Source organism: Micromonospora sp. KLBMP9576 (genome assembly GCF_050941805.1).
GTDB lineage: Bacteria > Actinomycetota > Actinomycetes > Mycobacteriales > Micromonosporaceae > Micromonospora.
Map to the genome: position 1 here is coordinate 458,179 of NZ_CP194567.1, position 17,311 is coordinate 475,489.

Here is a 17,311-nt window from a genome sequence, read left to right on the forward strand (position 1 = left end):
CGGGCGGTCCGCCTACTTGAGGATCAGCCGGTTGGTCTGCTCGAAGACGTCCAGGTCGGCGAGGGTCTCGGGGACGCTCGGGGAGAGCGGGGCCGGGAGCTGCCCGCGGTGGAAGAAGCCGGCGTCGGTCGTCTCGTCGGTGATCCGCTCCAGCCGGCCGTCCCACTCGTCGATGCGGAACGCGGTCGTGAAGATCTGGTACGTGTGGCCGTACATGTTGGTGTGGGTGCGGTCCGGTCCGGTGTAGAGGGCGAAGGCGCTGACCCGCAGCGCGCGCAGCCCCGTCTCCTCGCGTACCTCGCGGACGGCGCAGTCGGCGATCGACTCGCCCAGCTCCATCGCGCCGGCGGGCATGGCCCACTGCCCGTTGTCGGAGCGCTGGATCAGCAGCAGGCGTCCGGCGGTGTCGCGGACGACGGCGCGGGCTCCGACGAACATCAGCGTGCGGTCACCGGCGAGGGCGCGCAACTTTCCCACGTACGAATCGGCCCACGAGATACTCACCCGGACAATTTACGGGCCCGTTCCGGGACCGACCGGATTTCCAGGGTTCCCAACCTGTGACCGGCGACACTAGCTTGTTACCCATGCGTAGCACCATGATGGACGCGCCCCTCCAGATCGCCCGGATCCTCGGGCACGGCGCCACCGTGCACGGCGCGGCGGAGGTGGTCACCTGGACGGGTGGCGAGCCGCGCCGGATGACGTACGCGGAGGTGGGGCGGGCGGCGGCCCGGCTGGCCCACGCGCTGCGCGACGAGTGCGGTGTCGCCGGCGACGAGCGGGTCGCCACCTTCATGTGGAACAACGCCGAGCACCTGGTGGCCTACTTCGCGGTGCCCAGCATGGGCGCGGTGCTGCACACCCTCAACATCCGGCTCTTCCCCGACCAGCTCGCCTACGTCGTCAACCACGCCGAGGACCGGGTGGTGCTGGTCGACTCGACGCTCGTCCCGCTGCTGGCCCGGGTGATCGGGGAGCTGACCACCGTGCGGCACGTGGTGGTGGTCGGCGGCGGGGACGCGGCCCCGCTGACGGCGGCGGCGGGCGACCGCATCCGGGTGCACCGCTGGGACGCGCTGCTGGCCGACCGCCCGGACGCCTACGACTGGCCGGTGGTCGACGAGCGCGACGCCGCCGCCCTCTGCTACACCTCCGGGACCACCGGCGAGCCGAAGGGCGTGGCATACTCGCACCGCTCGATCTATCTGCACTCACTGCAGGTCTGCATGCCGGAGGGGTTCGGCCTGCGGCCGACCGACCGGGAGCTGGCCATCGTGCCGATGTTCCACGCGATGTCCTGGGGTCTGCCGTACGCGGCCTTCCTCTCCGGGGCGTCGCTGATCATGCCGGACCGCTTCCTCCAGGCTGCCCCGATCGCCGAGATGATCGCCGCCGAGCGGCCCACCCTGGCCGGCGCGGTGCCGACCATCTGGACCGACCTGCTCGCCCACCTCGACGCGCACGACGTCGACAGCTCCTCGCTCCGGGAGGTGATCGTCGGCGGGTCGGCCTGCCCGCCGGCGCTGATGCACACGTTCGGCGAGCGGCACGGGATCGACGTCATCCACGCCTGGGGAATGACGGAGATGTCGCCGCTGGGCTCCGTGTCCCGTCCGCCGGCCGGGGCGGACGGCGACGAGGCCTGGCGCTACCGCTACACGCAGGGCCGGGTGCCGGCCGGCGTCGAGGCCCGGATCGTCGGGCCGCTGGGCGAGCCGCTGCCCGCCGACGGCACGTCGGTCGGTGAGCTGGAGGTCCGCGGGCCGTGGGTGACCGCCCGGTACGTCGGTGACGACGCGCCGGACGAGGAGAAGTTCCGCGACGGCTGGCTGCGTACGGGGGACGTCGGCACGCTGTCCCCGGACGGCTACATCACGCTCACCGACCGGGCCAAGGACGTCATCAAGTCCGGCGGCGAGTGGATCTCCTCGGTCGAGCTGGAGAACGCCCTGATGGGCCACCCGGGGGTGCTGGAGGCATGCGTGGTGGGGGTGCCCGACGAGCGGTGGGGTGAGCGCCCGTTGGCCACTGTGGTGTTGCGTGCGGGGGCGTCGGCGACGGTCGAGGAGCTGCGGGAGTTCCTGGCGGGGGCGGTGGCCCGTTGGCAGTTGCCGGAGCGCTGGGCCGTGATCGACGCGGTGCCGAAGACCAGCGTCGGCAAGTTCGACAAGAAGGTCGTCCGTTCCCGCTACGCCGGGGGCGAACTCAGTGTGCGGGAGCTACACGTCCCGTAACGTTCTCAGGCGCACCGTCGCCTGTTGGGGTAGGGACAACTCCTAACTCCCTCCCCAGGGGCGGCCCCGGCGTTCGCACCGCGCCGGGGCCGCCCGCTCCATGCGGGGTAACCCGCACCGCCATTGTTGCGAAATTTGTTCGCCTCTGTCCCGGTGACGGCGAAATCGGCCCAGCTCAGCGGCGGTTTCCTGGTCGGCGCGCCCCGCCCGGATCGGGCCCGCCACCTGCCGTCACGCCTCCCCGCCGGTGGTGATGAGCACCTTGCCGACGACCGAGTTCTCGACCGCGCGGTGCGCCGCGGCGGCGGCCGAGAGCGGGTGGTGGTGCAGCGGCAGCCCCGCGTCCTCGCCCACCCGGATGCCGCCCTGCGCCGCCGCGGCGGCCACGTCCACCACCGCCTGGGCCTTGGCCGCCTTCGGTTCGGTGTAGACGAGCACGAACTGGAACCGCGCGTTCGGCGCCATCAGCGGGCGGATCGGCACGGTCAGCTCGTCCCCGCCGTCGTCGGCGTAGACGCAGACCGCGCCGCCGTGCCGGAGCAGCCGCACGTCGGTGGCGGCGTTGCGCGCCGCGGAGACCTCGACGACGGTGTGCACCCCGTCGGGTGCGATCTTGCGGACCTCCTCGACCACGTCCTGGGTCCGGTAGTCGACCACGAACGACGCGCCGGCCGCCGCCGCGAGCCGCGCCTTCTCCGGGCTGCTGACCGTGGCGACCACGCAGGCGTCCGCCCACCGGGCGAGCTGGATGGCCGCGTTGCCCACCGCCCCCGCCCCGCCCTGCACGAGCACCGTGTGGTCGCTGAGGGAGCCGGCGTGCAGCCGGTCCGGCGTGTACTCGCCGGCCGTCAGGCAGCGGTGCGCGGTGAGGAAGGGGATGCCGAGGCAGGCGCCCAGCTCGAAGGAGGCGTCGCCCAGCGGCACCGCCTGGCGCACCGGCACCACCGTGTAATCGGCGGCGGTGCCCCACGGGCGCTGCCACGCGGCCTCCCACAGCCAGACCCGCTCGCCGATCAGCCCGTCGTCGACACCCGCGCCGACCGCCTCGATGACCCCCGCGCCGTCCTGCCCGGGCGTCTGCCAGCCCGCCGGCAGCGGCCCCTGCTGGCGCGACTTCCAGTCCGTCGGGTTCACCCCCGACACGGCTACCCGCACCAGCACCTCACCGGGGCCGGGCTCCGGGACCGGCCGGTCGACCAGCCGCAGCACCGAGGCGTCGCCGGTGCGCTCGTACACGATCGCCCTCATGGTCGTCTCCTCACGTCGGGACGTGCGTTGCGCCCTACCCCGGTGGGACCCGATCAATCCGCTACGCCCGCCGGCCCACCGTGAAATGCCCCGTGACCTGCGCCGACTTCGTGTGCAGAGGTTTCCCGCGCGGCAGGGCGGGGAGAGGCCAGTACCGCCCTTCCGAGCGGTGGGACATCGACGGCACTGGAGGCGGCATGGCGACGGAGCTGCTCGCTCAGGACGACGGACTGAAGATCAATTGGGTGGAGATGCCCACCTACAACACGATCATGGCGCTCGCCGCCGGCGCCGGCCTGCTGCTGATCGTCGGCTTCGGCCGGCAACTGCTCCAGCGCCGGGACCTCTCCCCCGAGGGCTGGTCGATGGCCTTCATCGTCCCCGGCGCCATCCTCGCCGCGACCGGTCTGCACATGACCCTCACCTGGCCGCTGGCCAGCGGCGGCTTCGCCTTCGACAACATCATCTTCGGGGAACCCGCGCTCGCCTTCGGCGTCCTGATGGTGGCGGTCGGCTTCGTGCTGTGGCGCCGGGCACCGCTCTTCGCGTCGGCGGCCCCGGACGACGAGGCGGCCGGCGACGCACGGCTGCGGTACGCGCGCGGGCTCCTCGGGCCGATGTCGGTGTTCGTCTTCGGGCTCGGCCTCGCCTGCTTCGCCATCGCCGCCGCCGGCTGGACGTACACCCTCTTCGCGGCGCCTCCGGAGGAACCGATCTCCGGCGAGTTCGCCGACTACCCGCTGCTGGAGGCGAGCTTCATCTCCGGGCTCTACGTGCTGGTCGGGATCGGCGCCGTGCTCTTCCCGTTCGGGCTGCGCCGCCTGCAGCGCGGCCTGCTGCTGGTCGCGGGCTGGGCCTGGGGCCTCGCCGGGCTCGCGTTCCTGCTCTTCGGCGCGTTGAACTACTTCACCCACATCGGGCTGATCGTCAACACCCAGTAGCCGCCGCGTCTGCGACGACCCCAGGGGTCAGGTCGCCCACCGCCGGCAGCAGCACGGCCGCGAGCCGCTCGGCGTCCGGATCGAGCGGGTACGCGCCGTGCGGCACCGCCACCACCGTCATCCCGGCTGCGGCGGCGGACCGGACGCCGTTTGACGAATCCTCCACGGCGACACAGCGGGCCGGGTCGACGCCGAGCCGCTCCGCGACCGCCAGGTAGACGTCCGGGGCCGGCTTGCCCCGCTCGGTCTCCTCCGTCGACAGGGTGGCGGCGAACGCGTCGGTCAGCCGCGTCGCGGCCAGCGCCGCCGCGATCAACCGCGTCGGCGACGAGCTGGCCAGCCCCAGCGGCCACCGCCCGGCGAGCCGGCGCACCACCGCGTCGGCCCCGTCGATCAGCGGTACGCGCGCCGCGTACCGCCGGGTCATCTCCTCGACCACCTCGGCGGCGACCTGCGTGGGGCTCCGGTCGACGCCCAGCTCCCCGCTGAGGTACCGCGCCCACTCGCCGGTGCTCATGCCCATCAGCCGGCGCTGGGTGTCGGGCTGCCAGGTCCCGCCGTGCGCCGCCACGTACGCCCGCCGGACCTCCTCCCACACCGGCTCGGAGTCCACGATCACGCCGTCCAGGTCGAAGATCACCGCATCCGCCACGAACCCATCCTGCCCCACCGGGACGGCCCCCGCCGCTCGGCGGCGGTGGCTGGCGCGCCGGGTGCGGGAGCGGCGGAGCCGATGGCCGCGCCGGGTGGTCAGTTCCGCAGCGCGGGCAGGCCGATCGGGTTGCCCGCCGGGATCACCGTGTGGCCGGCGCGGGCGATCGGTTCCAGCAGTTCCCGCAGCCGCTCGCTGCGCCGCGGACCCAACACCCGCCACGGGCGGGCCGCGGCGGCGTCGGTGGCGTCCTCGACGGCCCGGAACCGGGCCAGGCCGTCCTCGGTCGGCTCCCCGTCCGGGGTCAGCCAGCCGCGCCCGGCCAGCCGGGCGCGGGCGGCGGCCCACTGCTGTTCGGCCCAGCCCCGCCCGAGCAGGTTCAGCGGGGACATGCCGTCCGCGACCCGCCAGGCCAGCGTCTCCACCGGGTCGAGGTCGGCCGCGACGAGCGCCGCCACGTGCCCGTCGCCGCGCTGCTCCCGCAGCGTCGTGGCGGCCTGCCAGAGCCGGGCCAGCGGGTACTCCCCACGCGGCAGGGCGGCGTTGGCGGCACCGAGCACCCGGCCGGCGGGCTCCGCCTCGGCGGCGGCGGCCTCCAGCAACTCGGCCGCCTCGACGAGGTGCGACTCGGGCAGCTCATAGGTCAGCTCGGCGAGCGCCTGCACCGCGCCGGTGAGCCGCGCGCGCAACGCCTCCTGCGGAGTGGCCAGCCGCCAGACCGCCGGCAGCGCCCGCGTCACCATGTGCGGGGCGAAGTTGAAGAACGCCGCGATCACCGGCGCCGCCTCGGCGGGCCCGAGCGGCGCGGCCCGGCCGGCGAAGTAGCCGCGCCAGAAGCCCCGCAGCCCGACCGCCTCGAAGGCGGCCCGGGCCCGGGGATGGAAGTAGGTGACCGCATGCAGCGGTTCGAAGTGCGTCCACAACACCCGGGCGGTCCGCCCCGCGTCGTCCAGCGCCGTCACGTGCACCTCCACGTCCGCTGCGGCCGTGCGGCCAGCACCCCGGACGGCCGGACCGTCCGGGGTGACGCTGAACCTACTGCCGGGGGGTGAGCGGCCGGAAGCCCTCTGTGGGGTACTGCATCCACGGCGGACGACAACCCGGGCGAACCGGGCCGGTATCGCGGGTCAACCGGCCGGTGGACCCGGTCACTGTGCCGCGAGCACGTCCACCACGAAGCGCAGCGGGCCGGCCGGCCGGCCGCCGCCGGGGTTCTCGCCGTACGCCAGCTCGGTCGGGATGTCGAGCTGCACGCGGCTGCCGACGGTCACCCCGACCAGGCCCTGGTCCCAGCCCGGGATGACCTGGCCGACGCCGATGGGGAAGGGCACCGGCTCGCCGTTCTTCCACGACGAGTCGAACTCCTTGCCGTCCTTGAAGAAGACGCCGACGTAGTTGGCGGTGACCGTCTGCCCGGCCTTCACCGCCGGGCCGGTGCCCTTGATCAGCGGGGTGACGCTGAGCTTCTTCAGCTCGCCGGTGCCGGGGGCGACCGTCGGCTTGCTGCCCAGCGCCGGGTCCGCACCCTCCGGGAGCTGCGGGGCGCCCGGGGCGGGCGCCGACGGGGCACCGGCGGACGCACCCGCCGACGGGGCACCGGCCGTCTGGTCCTTGTCGCCGTCGGCGTTGCGCCCGATCGTCACGAAGACGGTGATCAGCACCGCGACCACGGCCACGCCGGCGAGACCGCCGGCCCAGGCCTGCCGGCGGCGCTTCGCCTCGGCGGCCTTGCGCTCCGCCAACTGGGCGGCCAGCCGCCGCTCCGACTTCTGAGACCGGTTCTGCGTACGCTCGCTCACGGCGTCGACTCCCTGCTGCGAAGGTGGTGGCCGGCAACGGAGTGCCGGGGGGAAAGCCGACGCACACGGTACCCGCCCGGCCGGCCGCCGTGCCCCCTCGACTGTCGTCGCCGTGGTCGCACCTGTCACTGCGGCCCCGGCACCACCATGAAGTCCGTCACGAACGAGGTGACCCGGCCGTCGGCGGCACGCCCGATCCAGGTGCCGTAGCAGCCGTCGCCCCAGCCCGACCAGACCGTCACCACGTTGGCCCCGGTCGCCTCGTCGAGCACCGCGGCGACGTACCCCGGCACCGGCCCGTCCCCGGGGCCGTCCGCGACGAAGACGTCCGTCACCGCGTCCTCGTCCCAGGTCTCCAGGGCGGCCAGCGCGGTCGGGTCGGCGAGCGTCCCGATGCCGGTGTCCACCCCGTAGCCGAACCAACCGTCGGCCTTGAGGTCCGAGACGTCCTGGTCGCCGACCAGCGCCATCTCCCAGCGGACCGTCGGCTCGTCGTGGACGACCAGTTCGAGGGCGGCCACCCGCCGGTCCGCGTCGGCGTCCTCGCCCCGCACCACCGCGACCCACGCCCGCGCCGGATAGCGCCCGGGAGCCACCCCGACCGTGAACGGTTCGTCCTCGGGGCAGGCCACCGGGTCGCAGCCCACCACCTGCCCGGTCGGCAGCACGACGTCGCCCACGGGGTGCGCCTCCATGACGTACGTGGCGTGCTGGTCGGCGAAGCGGGCGCCAGGTGTCAGCAGCCGGTGCAGGTCGGGGGTGTACGGCATGGGGTTCCTCTCGCGGCGGGGGCCGGCGGAGCGTACCCGCGGCGGCCCCCGTCGGGCGAGACCGCACCGCCCCGACCGGCGGCTCAGCCGTCGAGGTGCCGTGCCAGGGCCTGGCGCAGGTGGTGCTTCGGGCGGGATCCGACGATCGAGCCGACCACCTCGCCGCGGCGGAAGACCAGGAGGGTGGGTAGGGACATCACGCCGTAGGCGCGGGTTGTCGTGGGGTTGGCGTCGGTGTCGACGGTGGCGACGACCAGCCGCCCGGCGAACTCCGCGGCGAGTTCGGCGAGGCTGCGGGAGATGGCCCGGCACGGCGGGCACCAGTCCGCCCAGAAGTCGACCACCACTGGTTGGTCGGCGGCGAGCACCACGGCGGCGAAGGTGTCGTCGGTGACGACGGTCAGCGAGCCGTCCGGCGCAGTCTCGAGCATGTTTCCTCCCGGTGGGCGATGGCTTGGGTGAGTTGGTCGCGCAGTTCCCGGCGGACCGTGTGCAGCCGGTCGATGCCGGCGTCGACCTCGGCCAGCTTGCGCCGCAGCACGGCCACCGAGTCGGGGCAGACGTGACCTGAGGCGTTGCCGGCGCGCAGGCAGGCGACGAACGGCCGGATGTCGTCCAGGCCGAAGCCCACCGCGAGCAGCGCCCGGATCTCGCGTACGACGGGCAGCTCCGCCTCGTCGTAGACCCGGTATCCGTTGGCCGAGCGGGCCGCCCGGAGCAGGCCGTGCGTCTCGTAGTAGCGCAGGGCCCGGGTGCTCGTGCCGGCGCGCTGCGCCAGCTCGCCGATCAGCATCCGACCTCCCTAGTCCGGCCCGACCGACGCTAGACCTTGTCACCGGCGTCAAGGCAACCTCGGCGCGCGGAGCCGGAGCATCTGCCTGAGCGTGACGGCCGGCGAGCATCTCGACCACCGCCACGACCCGGCCCCGGCCGGCGGACGCGACCCGACGGGATCAGGCGGACCTGCGGGCGGCCTTCTTCGGGGCGGCCTTCTTGGCGGCGGGCTTCTTCTCGCCCTCGGCGGCCTTCTTCGGGGCGGCCTTCTTGGCGGCCGTCTTCTTCGGGGCCGCCTTCTTCTCGGCGGCCTTGCCGGCCGGGGCCTTCGCCGCCTTCTTCTCGGCGGCCTTCTTCTGCGCCGAGCGGGCCGACGAGATCGGGGTCGGTGCCCCGCCCCCGCCCGCCGGGGCCTCACCGCGCGCGGCCTTGGCCCGCTCCACCGACGCCTTCAACGCCGCCATCAGGTCCACCGCCGCGGCGGGGGCCTCCTCGACCTCCTCCGGCTGGACGACCTCGCGGCCCTCCACCTTGGCGTCGATGACCTCCTGCAGGGCCGCCCGGTAGTCGTCGGTGAAAGCGTCCGGGTCGAACTCGCCGGCCATCGAGTCGATCAGCGAGCTGGCCATCGCCAGCTCCGGCGGCCGGACCTTCAGGTCCTCGTCCAGGAAGCCGAAGTCGGGCTTCCGGATCTCGTCCGGCCAGAGCATGGTGTTGAGCAGCAGCACGCCCTCGCGGACCCGCAGCGTGGCGAGCTGTTCGCGTTGGCGGATCGCCACCTTGACGATCGCCACCCGTTCCGAGTCGGTGAGCGCGTCGCGCAGCAGCACGTAGGGTTTGGTGGCGGTGCCCTCCGGCTCCAGGAAGTACGCCTTGTTGTAGAGGATCGGGTCGACCTGCTCGGCGGGCACGAACTCCAGCACGTCGATGGTGTGGGAGCTGGACAGCGGCAGGTCCGCGAAGTCCTCGTCGGTGAGGATCACCATCTCGCCGCCGCCGATGTCGTAGCCCTTGGCGATGTCGTCGTAGGTGACCTCTTCGCCGCAGATCTGGCAGGTGCGCTTGTAACGGATGCGCCCGCCGTCCTCCCGGTGCACCTGGTGGAAGCGGATGTCCTTCTCCTCGGTGGCCGAGTAGAGCTTGACCCCGATGGAGACCAGCCCGAACGAGACGGCCCCCTTCCAGATGGTCCGCATCCCCGTGCTCCTCTCGCCGGTACTGCTCAGGATCGCAAAAGATCGAAGGCCACGCGAGCGCTTCGGTGCGCAAGTACAGTCGGAAGGTGCCCGGCGCGCCGCTCAAGCCGATGCTCGCGATCACCGGGCAGCTCCCGGCGGCTGCCGGCTGGGCGTACGAGTTCAAGTGGGACGGCGTGCGCGCCCTGGCCGACATCACCGGCGGCCGGCAGCACCTGTACGCCCGCAGCGGCGTGGAGATCACCCTCGCGTACCCCGAGCTGGGCGCCCTGCACGAGCAGGTGGGTGACGCGCTGCTCGACGGCGAGGTGGTGCTGCTCGGCGCGAGCGGCCAGCCTTCGTTCACGGCCCTGGCCGAGCGGATGCACGTGCGTGACCGGCACAGGGCGGCCCGGCTGGCGGCGGCCGCACCCGTCACGTACATGATCTTCGACCTGCTCCGCCTCGACGGCGAGGACCTCACCGGCCGGTCGTACGCCCACCGGCGGGAGGCCCTGGACGGCCTGGCACTCGGCGGCGCCCGGTGGGCGGTGCCGCCGGTCTTCGCCGACGGCCCGGCCACCTACGAGGCGGCCGGCGAGCACGGCCTGGAGGGGGTGATGGCGAAGCGGCTCGGCTCGGTCTACCGGCCGGGAGTGCGCTCACCGGACTGGGTGAAGGTCAAACTCGAGGTCACCGGCGACTTCGTGATCGGGGGCTGGCGGCCCGGGGTGCGCAAGGTCGGCGGTCTGCTGGTCGGGGTGCCGGGCCCGGACGGGCGGCTCACCTACCGGGGGCGCGTCGGCGGCGGCATCGGCGCGGCCCTCGAACGGGAACTGCTGCGTGAGCTGGAGCCGCTGCGCACCGGCGTGTCGCCGTTCGCGGACGACGTGCCGCGCGAGGATGCCCGGGGCGCGATCTGGGTAACACCCCGGGTCGTGGTGGAGGTGAAGTACGGCCAGCGCACCCCGGACGGCCGGCTGCGGTTTCCCCGGGTGCTGCGGCTGCGGCCCGACAAGCCCGCCGAGGAGGTCGACGATGCCGGCTGAGCGGTTCAAGGTGGACGTCGAGGGGCGCGCGCTGGAGCTGTCGAACCTCGACAAGGTGCTCTATCCGGACGCCGGGTTCACCAAGGGCGAGGTGATCGACTACTACACCCGGGTCGCCCCGGTGCTCCTGCCGCACCTGCGCGACCGCCCGCTGACCCGCATCCGCTTTCCCAACGGGGTCAGCGGCGGCTCGTTCTTCGAGAAGAACGCCCCCGCCGCCACCCCCGGCTGGGTACGCACCGAGACGCTGCCCGCGCCGGGCTCCAGCAAGGGCCGGGAGACCATCGACTACGTGGTCGCCGACGACCTGCCCACCCTGGTCTGGCTGGCGAACCTCGCCGCGCTGGAGCTGCACACACCGCAGTGGAAGGTCGGCGAGCACCCCGACCTGATGGTCGTCGACCTCGATCCCGGTTCGCCGGCGGCGCTGCGCCAGTGCTGCCAGGTGGCGCTGCTGATGCGCGACCGGCTCGCCGACGACGGGATCGACTCCTATCCGAAGACCTCGGGGAAGAAGGGCATGCAGCTCTGCTGCCCTGTCGCCGGCACGCAGTCCGCCGAGGTGGTCTCCGACTACGCCAAGGGGATCGCGCGGGAGTTGGAGCAGGCGCACCCGAAGCTGATCGTGTCGAAGATGGCGAAGAACCTGCGGCCCGGCAAGGTCTTCATCGACTGGAGCCAGAACAGCGCCGCGAAGACGACCGTGTCGCCGTACTCGCTGCGGGCGCAGTCCGTGCCGTCGGTGTCCACCCCGCTGACCTGGGACGAGGTCGAGGCGGGTGCGGCGGGGAAGCGGCCGTCGGCGAAGCCGTACCCGGCGGGGGAGGTGTTGCGGCGGGTAGAGAAGCACGGCGACCTGCTGGCCCCGTTGCTCGACGCCGGCCCCGAACTGCCAGCTCCCTGACGGACGGTCGGGTCCGCGTCGTGACCGGCGACGGTGGCGCGCGCCTGTCCCCGGCGCTCGCGCGTCACCGTCCTGCGCCGGCGTCAGCGGGCCGGTGCGCAGCGTCCACACCGGGGAGTCGGCGCGTCGGCAGGCGGTGGCGGCCGGGTGACGCGGGGTGGGCGTCGTAGCTGGGCCGCGGGTGCGACGGCGGGTGCCCTGACGGGCCGGTGGCCGTTGAGTAGGGTGATCGGAGCCGGCCCGAGGAGTACGACATGAACACGACCGAGGCCCTCGTCCGCGAACCGCTGACCGGTGGTCGGGCGGCGGAGGTGGACCGGCCGCTGCTGACCTGGCTCGACGACGCGACCGGCGAGCGGGTCGACCTGAGCGCGAGGGAGCTGGGCGGCTGGGCGGCGCGGGCCGCCGGGCTGCTGCGCGAGGGCTGCGGGCTGGGTGTCGGCGACCGGGCGGCGGTGCTGCTCCCGGCACACTGGCAGAGCGCCGCCGTGCTGCTGGGTGCCTGGTCGGCCGGGGTGGCGGTGTCGTTCCGCCCCCGGGCGACGGCGGGGCTGCCGCAGGTCGGGCCAGGGTCCGCCGGGCCGTTCGACGCGCTCTTCGTCAGCGCGGAACGGCTCGACGACTGGCTGGAGGACGTACCCGAGGCCACGCACCGTTACGTGCTCTCCCTCGGCGCCACCCCGCGCCGGGAGGTGCCCCTGGGCTACCTGGACTGGCTGGCCGAGGTGGGCCGGCACACCGACGCCCTGCCCACGTCCGCCCCGCTGACGAGCGCCGACGCGGCCAGCCCGGACGGCACCAGCTACCGCGAGTGGGGCACCGTCGCGCTGGGCGTGGCGGAACGGCTCGACCTGCGCGCCGGCGACCGGTTGCTGGTGGACGTCGCCGAACACGAGCAGCCCGTGTACTGGCTGCTGGCCCCGCTGGCCGTCGGCGCGTCGGTGGTGCTCTGCGCCAACCTCGACCCGGCGCGGCTCGACGCCCGGATCGCGGCCGAGCAGATCACCCGGGTGCTCTGACGGGCGGGTTCCACACCGAAGTGTGCACGTCGCCGGACGGCCACCTCGCCGGCCCGGACGGGAGCGGCTCCGACCACCTCGACCACCTCCACCACCGGGTCCGCCGGCCGTAACGGCGCGGGACGGGGTACGTGCCGAGGAGGCTCGGCGTGGCCGCCGAGGACCAGAGCGCCGCAAAGCAGCGCTCGCCGGGCCTATGCCGTTACAGGCGACCCCGGCTCCCTTCGCGGGTCTGTTGCCGGTGGCATCGACGTGGTCTCATACCCGGAGACGACGTCATCGACCTGGTCGAGGCAACGCGTGCCGATCCCGCACCGCCTCCGTTTCCCCGAAAGGTGCACCGATGCACAGGAGACCGATCTTCCGACTCGCAGTCCTCACCGCCACCGCCGCGACGTTGCTGGCGTCCGGTGGCACCTACGGCGCGGCAGCGGCTGCGCCCGTGACCGTCTCCCCGGGGGCCGCCGAGTGCGGGCCGGGCGCCGACGGGCACAGCGCGGCCCGCGTCGCCGAGGGCGCCGTCGCGCAGGAGCCCGCGCTGTACGCGAAGAACGAGGCCAGGGCCTACGGGGTGATCAAGGACGCCCCGCGCCTGCCCGACGGCAGCGTCACCGTGCCGACGGTCTTCCACATGATCTCCGACCACCCGCTCACGGCGGCCGAGACGACCAGGTGGAACACCCTGATCGCGGCGCAGATGGGGGTGCTCAACGACTCGTTCGCGGGCGGCACCGCCACGGACGCCGCCAACACGCCGTTCCGGTTCTCGCTCGTCGACACCACGTGGACGGTGAACAGCAACTGGTACACGGTGGTGCCGGGCAAGAACGAGCGCGACATGAAGAAGGCGCTGCACACCGGCGACTCCGAGACGCTCAACGTGTACGCGGCGAACATCGGCGGCGGCCTGCTCGGCTGGGCCTACTTCCCGAAGGGTTACAACAACGGCCGGGACTACATCGACGGCGTGGTGATGCTCGACGAGTCGATGCCGGGCGGCACGGCGGGCAAGTACGCCCTCGGTGACACCCTGACGCACGAGGTCGGGCACTGGCTGATGCTGGAGCACACCTTCGCGCACGGCTGCTCCGCGTCCGGCGACTTCGTCGCGGACACCCCGCGGGAGGCCGAACCGCAGTTCAACTGCCCGGTCGGCGCGGACACCTGCACCGCACCCGGGCTGGACCCGATCCACAACTTCATGGACTACACGCAGGACTCCTGCATGAACATGTTCACGCCGGGGCAGGCGGACCGGATGAGCGACGCCTGGGTGGCGTTCCGGGCCGGCGGCGCCGGCTGACGCGGTGCCGCAGGTGGCGGCCGGTCGCCGGCCGGCCGCCACCGTCGGCCCGGCACCGGCTGATCCCGAGGCCGGGCCGTAGCCCGACTCAGCCGAACGCGGCGGCGAACATGCCCGGCTGGTAGGAACCGCCCCGCTGGTGCACGATCACGGCGAGCCGATTGGCCGCGTTGATCAGGGCCACCAGCGCGACCAGCGCGGCGATCTGGTCGTCGTCGTAGTGCCTGCGCACCCGGGCCCACGTCTCGTCGGACACACCCTGGTGGGCGTCGGCGAGCCGGGTGCCCTCCTCGGCGAGCGCCAGGGCGGCCTGCTCGGCCTCGGTGAAGACGGTGGACTCGCGCCAGGCGGCGACCAGGTTGAGCCGGACCGCGCCCTCGCCGTCCGCCAGGGCCTCCTTGGTGTGCATGTCGATGCACCAGCCGCAGCCGTTGATCTGGCTGGCCCGCAGCGACACCAGTTCCTGCGTGGTCCTGGGCAGCGGTGACTGCTGGATCACCAGGCCGGCGTTTGCGAACCGCTTGGCGAACCTCACGGCGATCTCGTTGTCGAACATGTCGAATCGGGTGTCCATGCTTCCGTCCTTCATCGTGGTGTCCGGTGGGTCGAACACGAGATGCCGGCGGGCGGCGCCCTGTGACGGTGGGGCCGGGTGACGACTGCCACAGCCGGAGGTGTCACAGAACGGCCGGGTCCGGCATCTGATGGGTGACGCAGTCGAGAGGGAACAGGAGCCACCCATGGTGGGTACGCCGCAGACCGCCGCCGACGACCGCCCGGACCCGGCGACCGGGGCGTTCCTCGCCCACCGCAATCTGCTCTTCACCGTCGCGTACGAACTGCTCGGTTCGGCCGTCGACGCGGAGGACGTCCTGCAGGAGACCTGGCTGCGGTGGGCGGGCGTCGATCTGGGCACGGTCCGGGACCGCCGCGCCTACCTGGTCCGCATCGCCACCCGTCAGGCGCTCATCCGGTTGCGCACGCTCAGCCGCCGCAGGGAGTCCTACGTCGGCCCCTGGCTGCCCGAGCCGCTGCTCACCGCTCCGGACGTCGCCGAGGACGTCGCGTTGGCCGACAGCGTCTCGATGGCGATGCTGCTGGTGCTGGAGACGCTGGCACCGACCGAACGGGCGGTGTTCGTGCTGCGCGAGGTGTTCGACCTCGGTTACGACGAGATCGCCGAGGCTGTCGACAAGAGCCCCGCCGCCGTCCGCCAGATCGCCCACCGGGCACGGGCGCACGTCGCGGCGCGCCGGCCCCGCCGGGCCGTCTCCGCGACCGAGACCCGGTACGCGCTCGACGCGTTCCAACGGGCGGTCCAGACCGGCGACCTGCAGAGCCTGCTCGACATCCTCGCGCCGGACGTGGTCCTCCTCGGCGACGGCGGCGGCGTCAGGCAGGCGGTCCCGCGGCCCATCCTCGGCGCCGACAAGGTGGCCCGCCTGCTGGCCGGCGGGTGGGGCAGGGTCGCCGGCAGCACGTCGTGGCGACCGGCGCAGGTCAACGGTCACCCGGCGCTGATCGTCCAACTCGAGGGCGAACTGGACACGGTCCTGGCCGTGCGCATCGACGGCGGCCTCATCACCGGGATCTACGCCGTACGCAATCCCGAGAAGCTGTCCCACATGGAACGGGAGACCGTCCTGAGCCGTTGAGCCGGAATTTCCCGTCCACCACGGACGCGACTCGTCCCCCGTCCAGCTTGGTACCGTGCCCCGTGCGTCCTTCCCTCCTGCTGTTCGCCGGTGGCGCGTTGGGTCTCGCACAATCAGCAAGCGGAGCCCGCATCGTCCTGCGTGACGCGCTCGACGCGGAGGCGATGTACGGCGGCGGAATGGACGTCGCCCTGCCGCTGATGTTGGTGGTCACCTCAATGACCAGCGCGGCCGTTCTGATCGCCGCCGGCGGGCTGCTGGTTCGTCATCGTCTCAGGCCCGGCCGTGCCCTGCTTCAGGTGTGGATCGTTCCGATCCTCGTCCGATCGGCATATGGCGCCTTTCTCGTGAGCGTCCCGAACGACGGTGGCCCGTTCCCGGCCTGGGCTGTCGTGACGGAGGTCGTCGCCGGTCTCGCTCTGGTTCTGACGGTGATCGCAGCAACGTGGTTGCTGTTTTACGGTCCAGCCGCACGCGGCGACTCCACGGCCTGCCGGCCTGGCCTCGGCCCCGGGCCGAGTTGCGCAGGCACGTGGAAGGCCTGATCGGCGAGTCACGGACGGTCGGGTACCCGCCTCGCGCAGGGCGACAGGTGGTCGGTGGGCAGCGCACACCGCGCGCCGCCGGGCAGTGGCCGGTCGCAGAAGACCCAGTGGCGTACGCCCTGCTGGTCCTCGGCCGACACGGTGACCCCGCCGGGCTCGACGCGGGCGCTGAGCCGGGCCAGCACCCGGGCTGCGGTCCGGGCGAGGATCCGGGCCCGGAGCAGGGTCGGGCGCGGTGGCCGGCAGGTGGATTACCCAGCGTTCGGTCATCGGTAGCGGTGGTTCGCCGACTGGGCGCTCTGCCAGGCACGCAGCACGTTCTTGATCCGTACGTTCTCCTCCTGCACCGCGACCAGGGCGGTCTGCGCGACGGCGAGTTCGTCGGCCACCTGGTGCAGGAAGGCGCGGATCTCGACGGGATCGAGGCCGCGCCGGCGGACGTTGAAGCACCGGTCGCGGATCTGCCACGGCCGTAGCCCGCGTGGCGGACGGACGACGTCCGCCGGACGTCGTCGCTCGCGTCGGCTCGTCAGCCTACGGATCAGGTTGCGCACGGGTGACCGCCCTTCGTCGGGGTCGCGGTTGTGGAGGGGGCGGTCTCCGTAGCGGCCAGCCGTACGCGGCTCGCCCGCCCGCCGGCCTCGGCCCAGCGCCAAGGTGCGCAGACATGCGCAAGGCCCAGGGACGGAGCATATGGCTTTCGGGAACTCGCCAATGAGGCCGCCGAGGACGGCATGAGCCTCCCAGCACGTCATGCGGAAGCTCTGCGCCGCCTGACCGGTCGCCTTTCTGCCGCGTGGCTGACAGACCGCCGAAATGAGCTACGACTGGCGATGTGGGAGGGCGTGCAGCCTGCCGACGACGGGGAGGGTGGCGTTGTCTACGAAAGGCTCTATGAGGAGTACATGGAGGGTGAGGAGCGCGCCCCGACAGCGAGCACCCTTGCCTATGCCGAAGCGCTGGCTGAGCGTCGGACCTTCATGACCGAAGGCAGATCCTCCGGCGGGGGGTCGCTGCTCAATGACGCCTCCGGCCCGATGATCTACCTGACCATGCCGTACGGGCTGGCTGGGAAGTTGTCGGCCGAGGCCGCCCGGCTGGCCGACAGGCACGGACTTGTCTGCTACGACTCACAGACGGAGCACCTCCGGCCAGTACACGACGACTAGGTCCAGCCGTAGGCACTTACGGCTGAGTCGTTTACGACATCAGCTCTACAGCGAGCGCGAGGGACATCGGC

General features: G+C 73.0%; 20 protein-coding genes and 1 pseudogene. 9 read left to right on the plus strand and 12 right to left on the minus strand.

From position 1 onward, the window contains the following. Positions 1–12 precede the first annotated feature (12 nt). Positions 13–504 (minus strand): NUDIX domain-containing protein, encoded by a 492-nt coding sequence (locus tag ACQ452_RS02210; RefSeq protein ID WP_433389350.1) that lies wholly within the window; start codon positions 502–504, stop codon positions 13–15. An 83-nt stretch (positions 505–587) separates the two neighbouring features. Between ACQ452_RS02210 and ACQ452_RS02215 the strand changes: the two genes are divergently transcribed. Continuing rightward, entirely contained in the window at positions 588–2,237 is a 1,650-nt protein-coding gene (locus tag ACQ452_RS02215) for a fatty acid--CoA ligase (protein ID WP_433389351.1), read from the plus strand. 231 nt (positions 2,238–2,468) lie between these two features. On the opposite strand, the gene ACQ452_RS02220 is transcribed toward ACQ452_RS02215, so the two are convergent. After that, entirely contained in the window at positions 2,469–3,485 is a 1,017-nt protein-coding gene (locus ACQ452_RS02220; protein ID WP_433389352.1) for an NADPH:quinone reductase, read from the minus strand. Positions 3,486–3,682: 197 nt separating this feature from the next. Here ACQ452_RS02220 and ACQ452_RS02225 point away from each other — a divergent pair, with 197 nt between their 5' ends. Continuing rightward, entirely contained in the window at positions 3,683–4,426 is a 744-nt protein-coding gene (locus ACQ452_RS02225; protein WP_433389353.1) for a DUF981 family protein, read from the plus strand. Here the strand turns inward: ACQ452_RS02225 and ACQ452_RS02230 are convergent. The 7 genes from ACQ452_RS02230 to ACQ452_RS02260 form a co-directional block, all read right to left on the minus strand. Further along, positions 4,413–5,078, minus strand: a complete 666-nt coding sequence (locus tag ACQ452_RS02230; RefSeq protein ID WP_433389354.1) for an HAD family hydrolase — start codon at positions 5,076–5,078, stop codon at positions 4,413–4,415. The genes ACQ452_RS02225 and ACQ452_RS02230 overlap by 14 nt on opposite strands. 98 nt (positions 5,079–5,176) lie before the next feature. After that, positions 5,177–6,031 carry an SCO6745 family protein gene (locus tag ACQ452_RS02235; protein WP_433393941.1) on the minus strand — a complete coding sequence of 285 codons (855 nt, stop codon included), beginning with the start codon at positions 6,029–6,031 and terminating at the stop codon, positions 5,177–5,179. Positions 6,032–6,226: 195 nt separating this feature from the next. Continuing rightward, the gene (locus ACQ452_RS02240) at positions 6,227–6,877 is read right to left on the minus strand and encodes an FKBP-type peptidyl-prolyl cis-trans isomerase (RefSeq protein WP_433389355.1); all 651 of its coding nucleotides are present in this window, start codon (positions 6,875–6,877) and stop codon (positions 6,227–6,229) included. Between the two features lie 125 nt (positions 6,878–7,002). Next, on the minus strand, positions 7,003–7,647 hold the full coding sequence (locus ACQ452_RS02245; protein ID WP_433389356.1) for a DUF4241 domain-containing protein: 645 nt from the start codon (positions 7,645–7,647) through the stop codon (positions 7,003–7,005). Between the two features lie 83 nt (positions 7,648–7,730). Further along, the gene (gene trxA, locus ACQ452_RS02250) at positions 7,731–8,078 is read right to left on the minus strand and encodes a thioredoxin (protein WP_433389357.1); all 348 of its coding nucleotides are present in this window, start codon (positions 8,076–8,078) and stop codon (positions 7,731–7,733) included. Continuing rightward, a complete protein-coding gene (locus tag ACQ452_RS02255) occupies positions 8,048–8,440 on the minus strand; it encodes a MerR family transcriptional regulator (RefSeq protein ID WP_433389358.1) in 393 nt (130 codons plus the stop codon). The genes trxA and ACQ452_RS02255 overlap by 31 nt, the downstream gene beginning before the upstream one ends. Before the next feature lie 160 nt (positions 8,441–8,600). Continuing rightward, positions 8,601–9,617: a Ku protein gene (locus tag ACQ452_RS02260; RefSeq protein WP_433389359.1), complete on the minus strand. Its 1,017-nt coding sequence runs from the start codon at positions 9,615–9,617 to the stop codon at positions 8,601–8,603. 86 nt (positions 9,618–9,703) lie between these two features. On the opposite strand from ACQ452_RS02260, the gene ligD (ACQ452_RS02265) reads away from it, so the two are divergent. The 4 genes from ligD (ACQ452_RS02265) to ACQ452_RS02280 all read left to right on the plus strand — a co-directional run bounded on the left by ligD (ACQ452_RS02265) (position 9,704) and on the right by ACQ452_RS02280 (position 13,871). Beyond that, positions 9,704–10,645, plus strand: coding sequence for a non-homologous end-joining DNA ligase (gene ligD, locus ACQ452_RS02265; protein WP_433389360.1), 942 nt, complete (start codon positions 9,704–9,706; stop codon positions 10,643–10,645). Further along, on the plus strand, positions 10,635–11,549 hold the full coding sequence (gene ligD / locus ACQ452_RS02270; RefSeq protein WP_433389361.1) for a non-homologous end-joining DNA ligase: 915 nt from the start codon (positions 10,635–10,637) through the stop codon (positions 11,547–11,549). Before ligD (ACQ452_RS02265) ends, ligD (ACQ452_RS02270) begins: the two co-directional genes overlap by 11 nt. Before the next feature lie 254 nt (positions 11,550–11,803). After that, complete coding sequence (locus tag ACQ452_RS02275) at positions 11,804–12,568, plus strand: TIGR03089 family protein (protein WP_433389362.1); 765 nt, start codon at positions 11,804–11,806, stop codon at positions 12,566–12,568. 343 nt (positions 12,569–12,911) lie between these two features. After that, positions 12,912–13,871 (plus strand): zinc metalloprotease, encoded by a 960-nt coding sequence (locus ACQ452_RS02280; RefSeq protein WP_433389363.1) that lies wholly within the window; start codon positions 12,912–12,914, stop codon positions 13,869–13,871. Between the two features lie 88 nt (positions 13,872–13,959). Here the strand turns inward: ACQ452_RS02280 and ACQ452_RS02285 are convergent, their stop codons facing one another. Further along, positions 13,960–14,445: a carboxymuconolactone decarboxylase family protein gene (locus ACQ452_RS02285; RefSeq protein ID WP_433389364.1), complete on the minus strand. Its 486-nt coding sequence runs from the start codon at positions 14,443–14,445 to the stop codon at positions 13,960–13,962. 166 nt (positions 14,446–14,611) lie between these two features. Here ACQ452_RS02285 and ACQ452_RS02290 point away from each other — a divergent pair, with 166 nt between their 5' ends. After that, positions 14,612–15,526: an RNA polymerase sigma-70 factor gene (locus ACQ452_RS02290; RefSeq protein ID WP_433389365.1), complete on the plus strand. Its 915-nt coding sequence runs from the start codon at positions 14,612–14,614 to the stop codon at positions 15,524–15,526. 62 nt (positions 15,527–15,588) lie between these two features. After that, complete coding sequence (locus ACQ452_RS02295; RefSeq protein WP_433389366.1) at positions 15,589–16,071, plus strand: hypothetical protein; 483 nt, start codon at positions 15,589–15,591, stop codon at positions 16,069–16,071. Positions 16,072–16,079: 8 nt separating this feature from the next. On the opposite strand, the pseudogene ACQ452_RS02300 reads toward ACQ452_RS02295, so the two are convergent. Both ACQ452_RS02300 and ACQ452_RS02305 read right to left on the minus strand, forming a co-directional pair. Further along, positions 16,080–16,341: pseudogene (locus tag ACQ452_RS02300) on the minus strand (hypothetical protein). Further along, positions 16,338–16,613, minus strand: coding sequence for a DivIVA domain-containing protein (locus tag ACQ452_RS02305; RefSeq protein ID WP_433393943.1), 276 nt, complete (start codon positions 16,611–16,613; stop codon positions 16,338–16,340). The pseudogene ACQ452_RS02300 and the gene ACQ452_RS02305 overlap by 4 nt, the downstream one beginning before the upstream one ends. Positions 16,614–16,916: 303 nt before the next feature. Here ACQ452_RS02305 and ACQ452_RS02310 point away from each other — a divergent pair, with 303 nt between their 5' ends. Continuing rightward, a complete protein-coding gene (locus ACQ452_RS02310; RefSeq protein ID WP_433389367.1) occupies positions 16,917–17,240 on the plus strand; it encodes a hypothetical protein in 324 nt (107 codons plus the stop codon). Positions 17,241–17,311: the final 71 nt, after the last annotated feature.

Bases quoted from the DNA above. Each gene is read 5' to 3' on its own strand.
- ACQ452_RS02215 (WP_433389351.1), top strand. From the start codon at position 588: ATGCGTAGCACCATGATGGACGCGCCCCTCCAGATCGCCCGGATCCTC.
- ACQ452_RS02220 (WP_433389352.1), bottom strand. From the start codon at position 3,485: ATGAGGGCGATCGTGTACGAGCGCACCGGCGACGCCTCGGTGCTGCGG.
- ACQ452_RS02225 (WP_433389353.1), top strand. From the start codon at position 3,683: ATGGCGACGGAGCTGCTCGCTCAGGACGACGGACTGAAGATCAATTGG.
- ACQ452_RS02245 (WP_433389356.1), bottom strand. From the start codon at position 7,647: ATGCCGTACACCCCCGACCTGCACCGGCTGCTGACACCTGGCGCCCGC.
- trxA (WP_433389357.1), bottom strand. From the start codon at position 8,078: ATGCTCGAGACTGCGCCGGACGGCTCGCTGACCGTCGTCACCGACGAC.
- ACQ452_RS02255 (WP_433389358.1), bottom strand. From the start codon at position 8,440: ATGCTGATCGGCGAGCTGGCGCAGCGCGCCGGCACGAGCACCCGGGCC.
- ACQ452_RS02260 (WP_433389359.1), bottom strand. From the start codon at position 9,617: ATGCGGACCATCTGGAAGGGGGCCGTCTCGTTCGGGCTGGTCTCCATC.
- ligD (WP_433389361.1), top strand. From the start codon at position 10,635: ATGCCGGCTGAGCGGTTCAAGGTGGACGTCGAGGGGCGCGCGCTGGAG.
- ACQ452_RS02275 (WP_433389362.1), top strand. From the start codon at position 11,804: ATGAACACGACCGAGGCCCTCGTCCGCGAACCGCTGACCGGTGGTCGG.
- ACQ452_RS02280 (WP_433389363.1), top strand. From the start codon at position 12,912: ATGCACAGGAGACCGATCTTCCGACTCGCAGTCCTCACCGCCACCGCC.
- ACQ452_RS02285 (WP_433389364.1), bottom strand. From the start codon at position 14,445: ATGGACACCCGATTCGACATGTTCGACAACGAGATCGCCGTGAGGTTC.
- ACQ452_RS02290 (WP_433389365.1), top strand. From the start codon at position 14,612: ATGGTGGGTACGCCGCAGACCGCCGCCGACGACCGCCCGGACCCGGCG.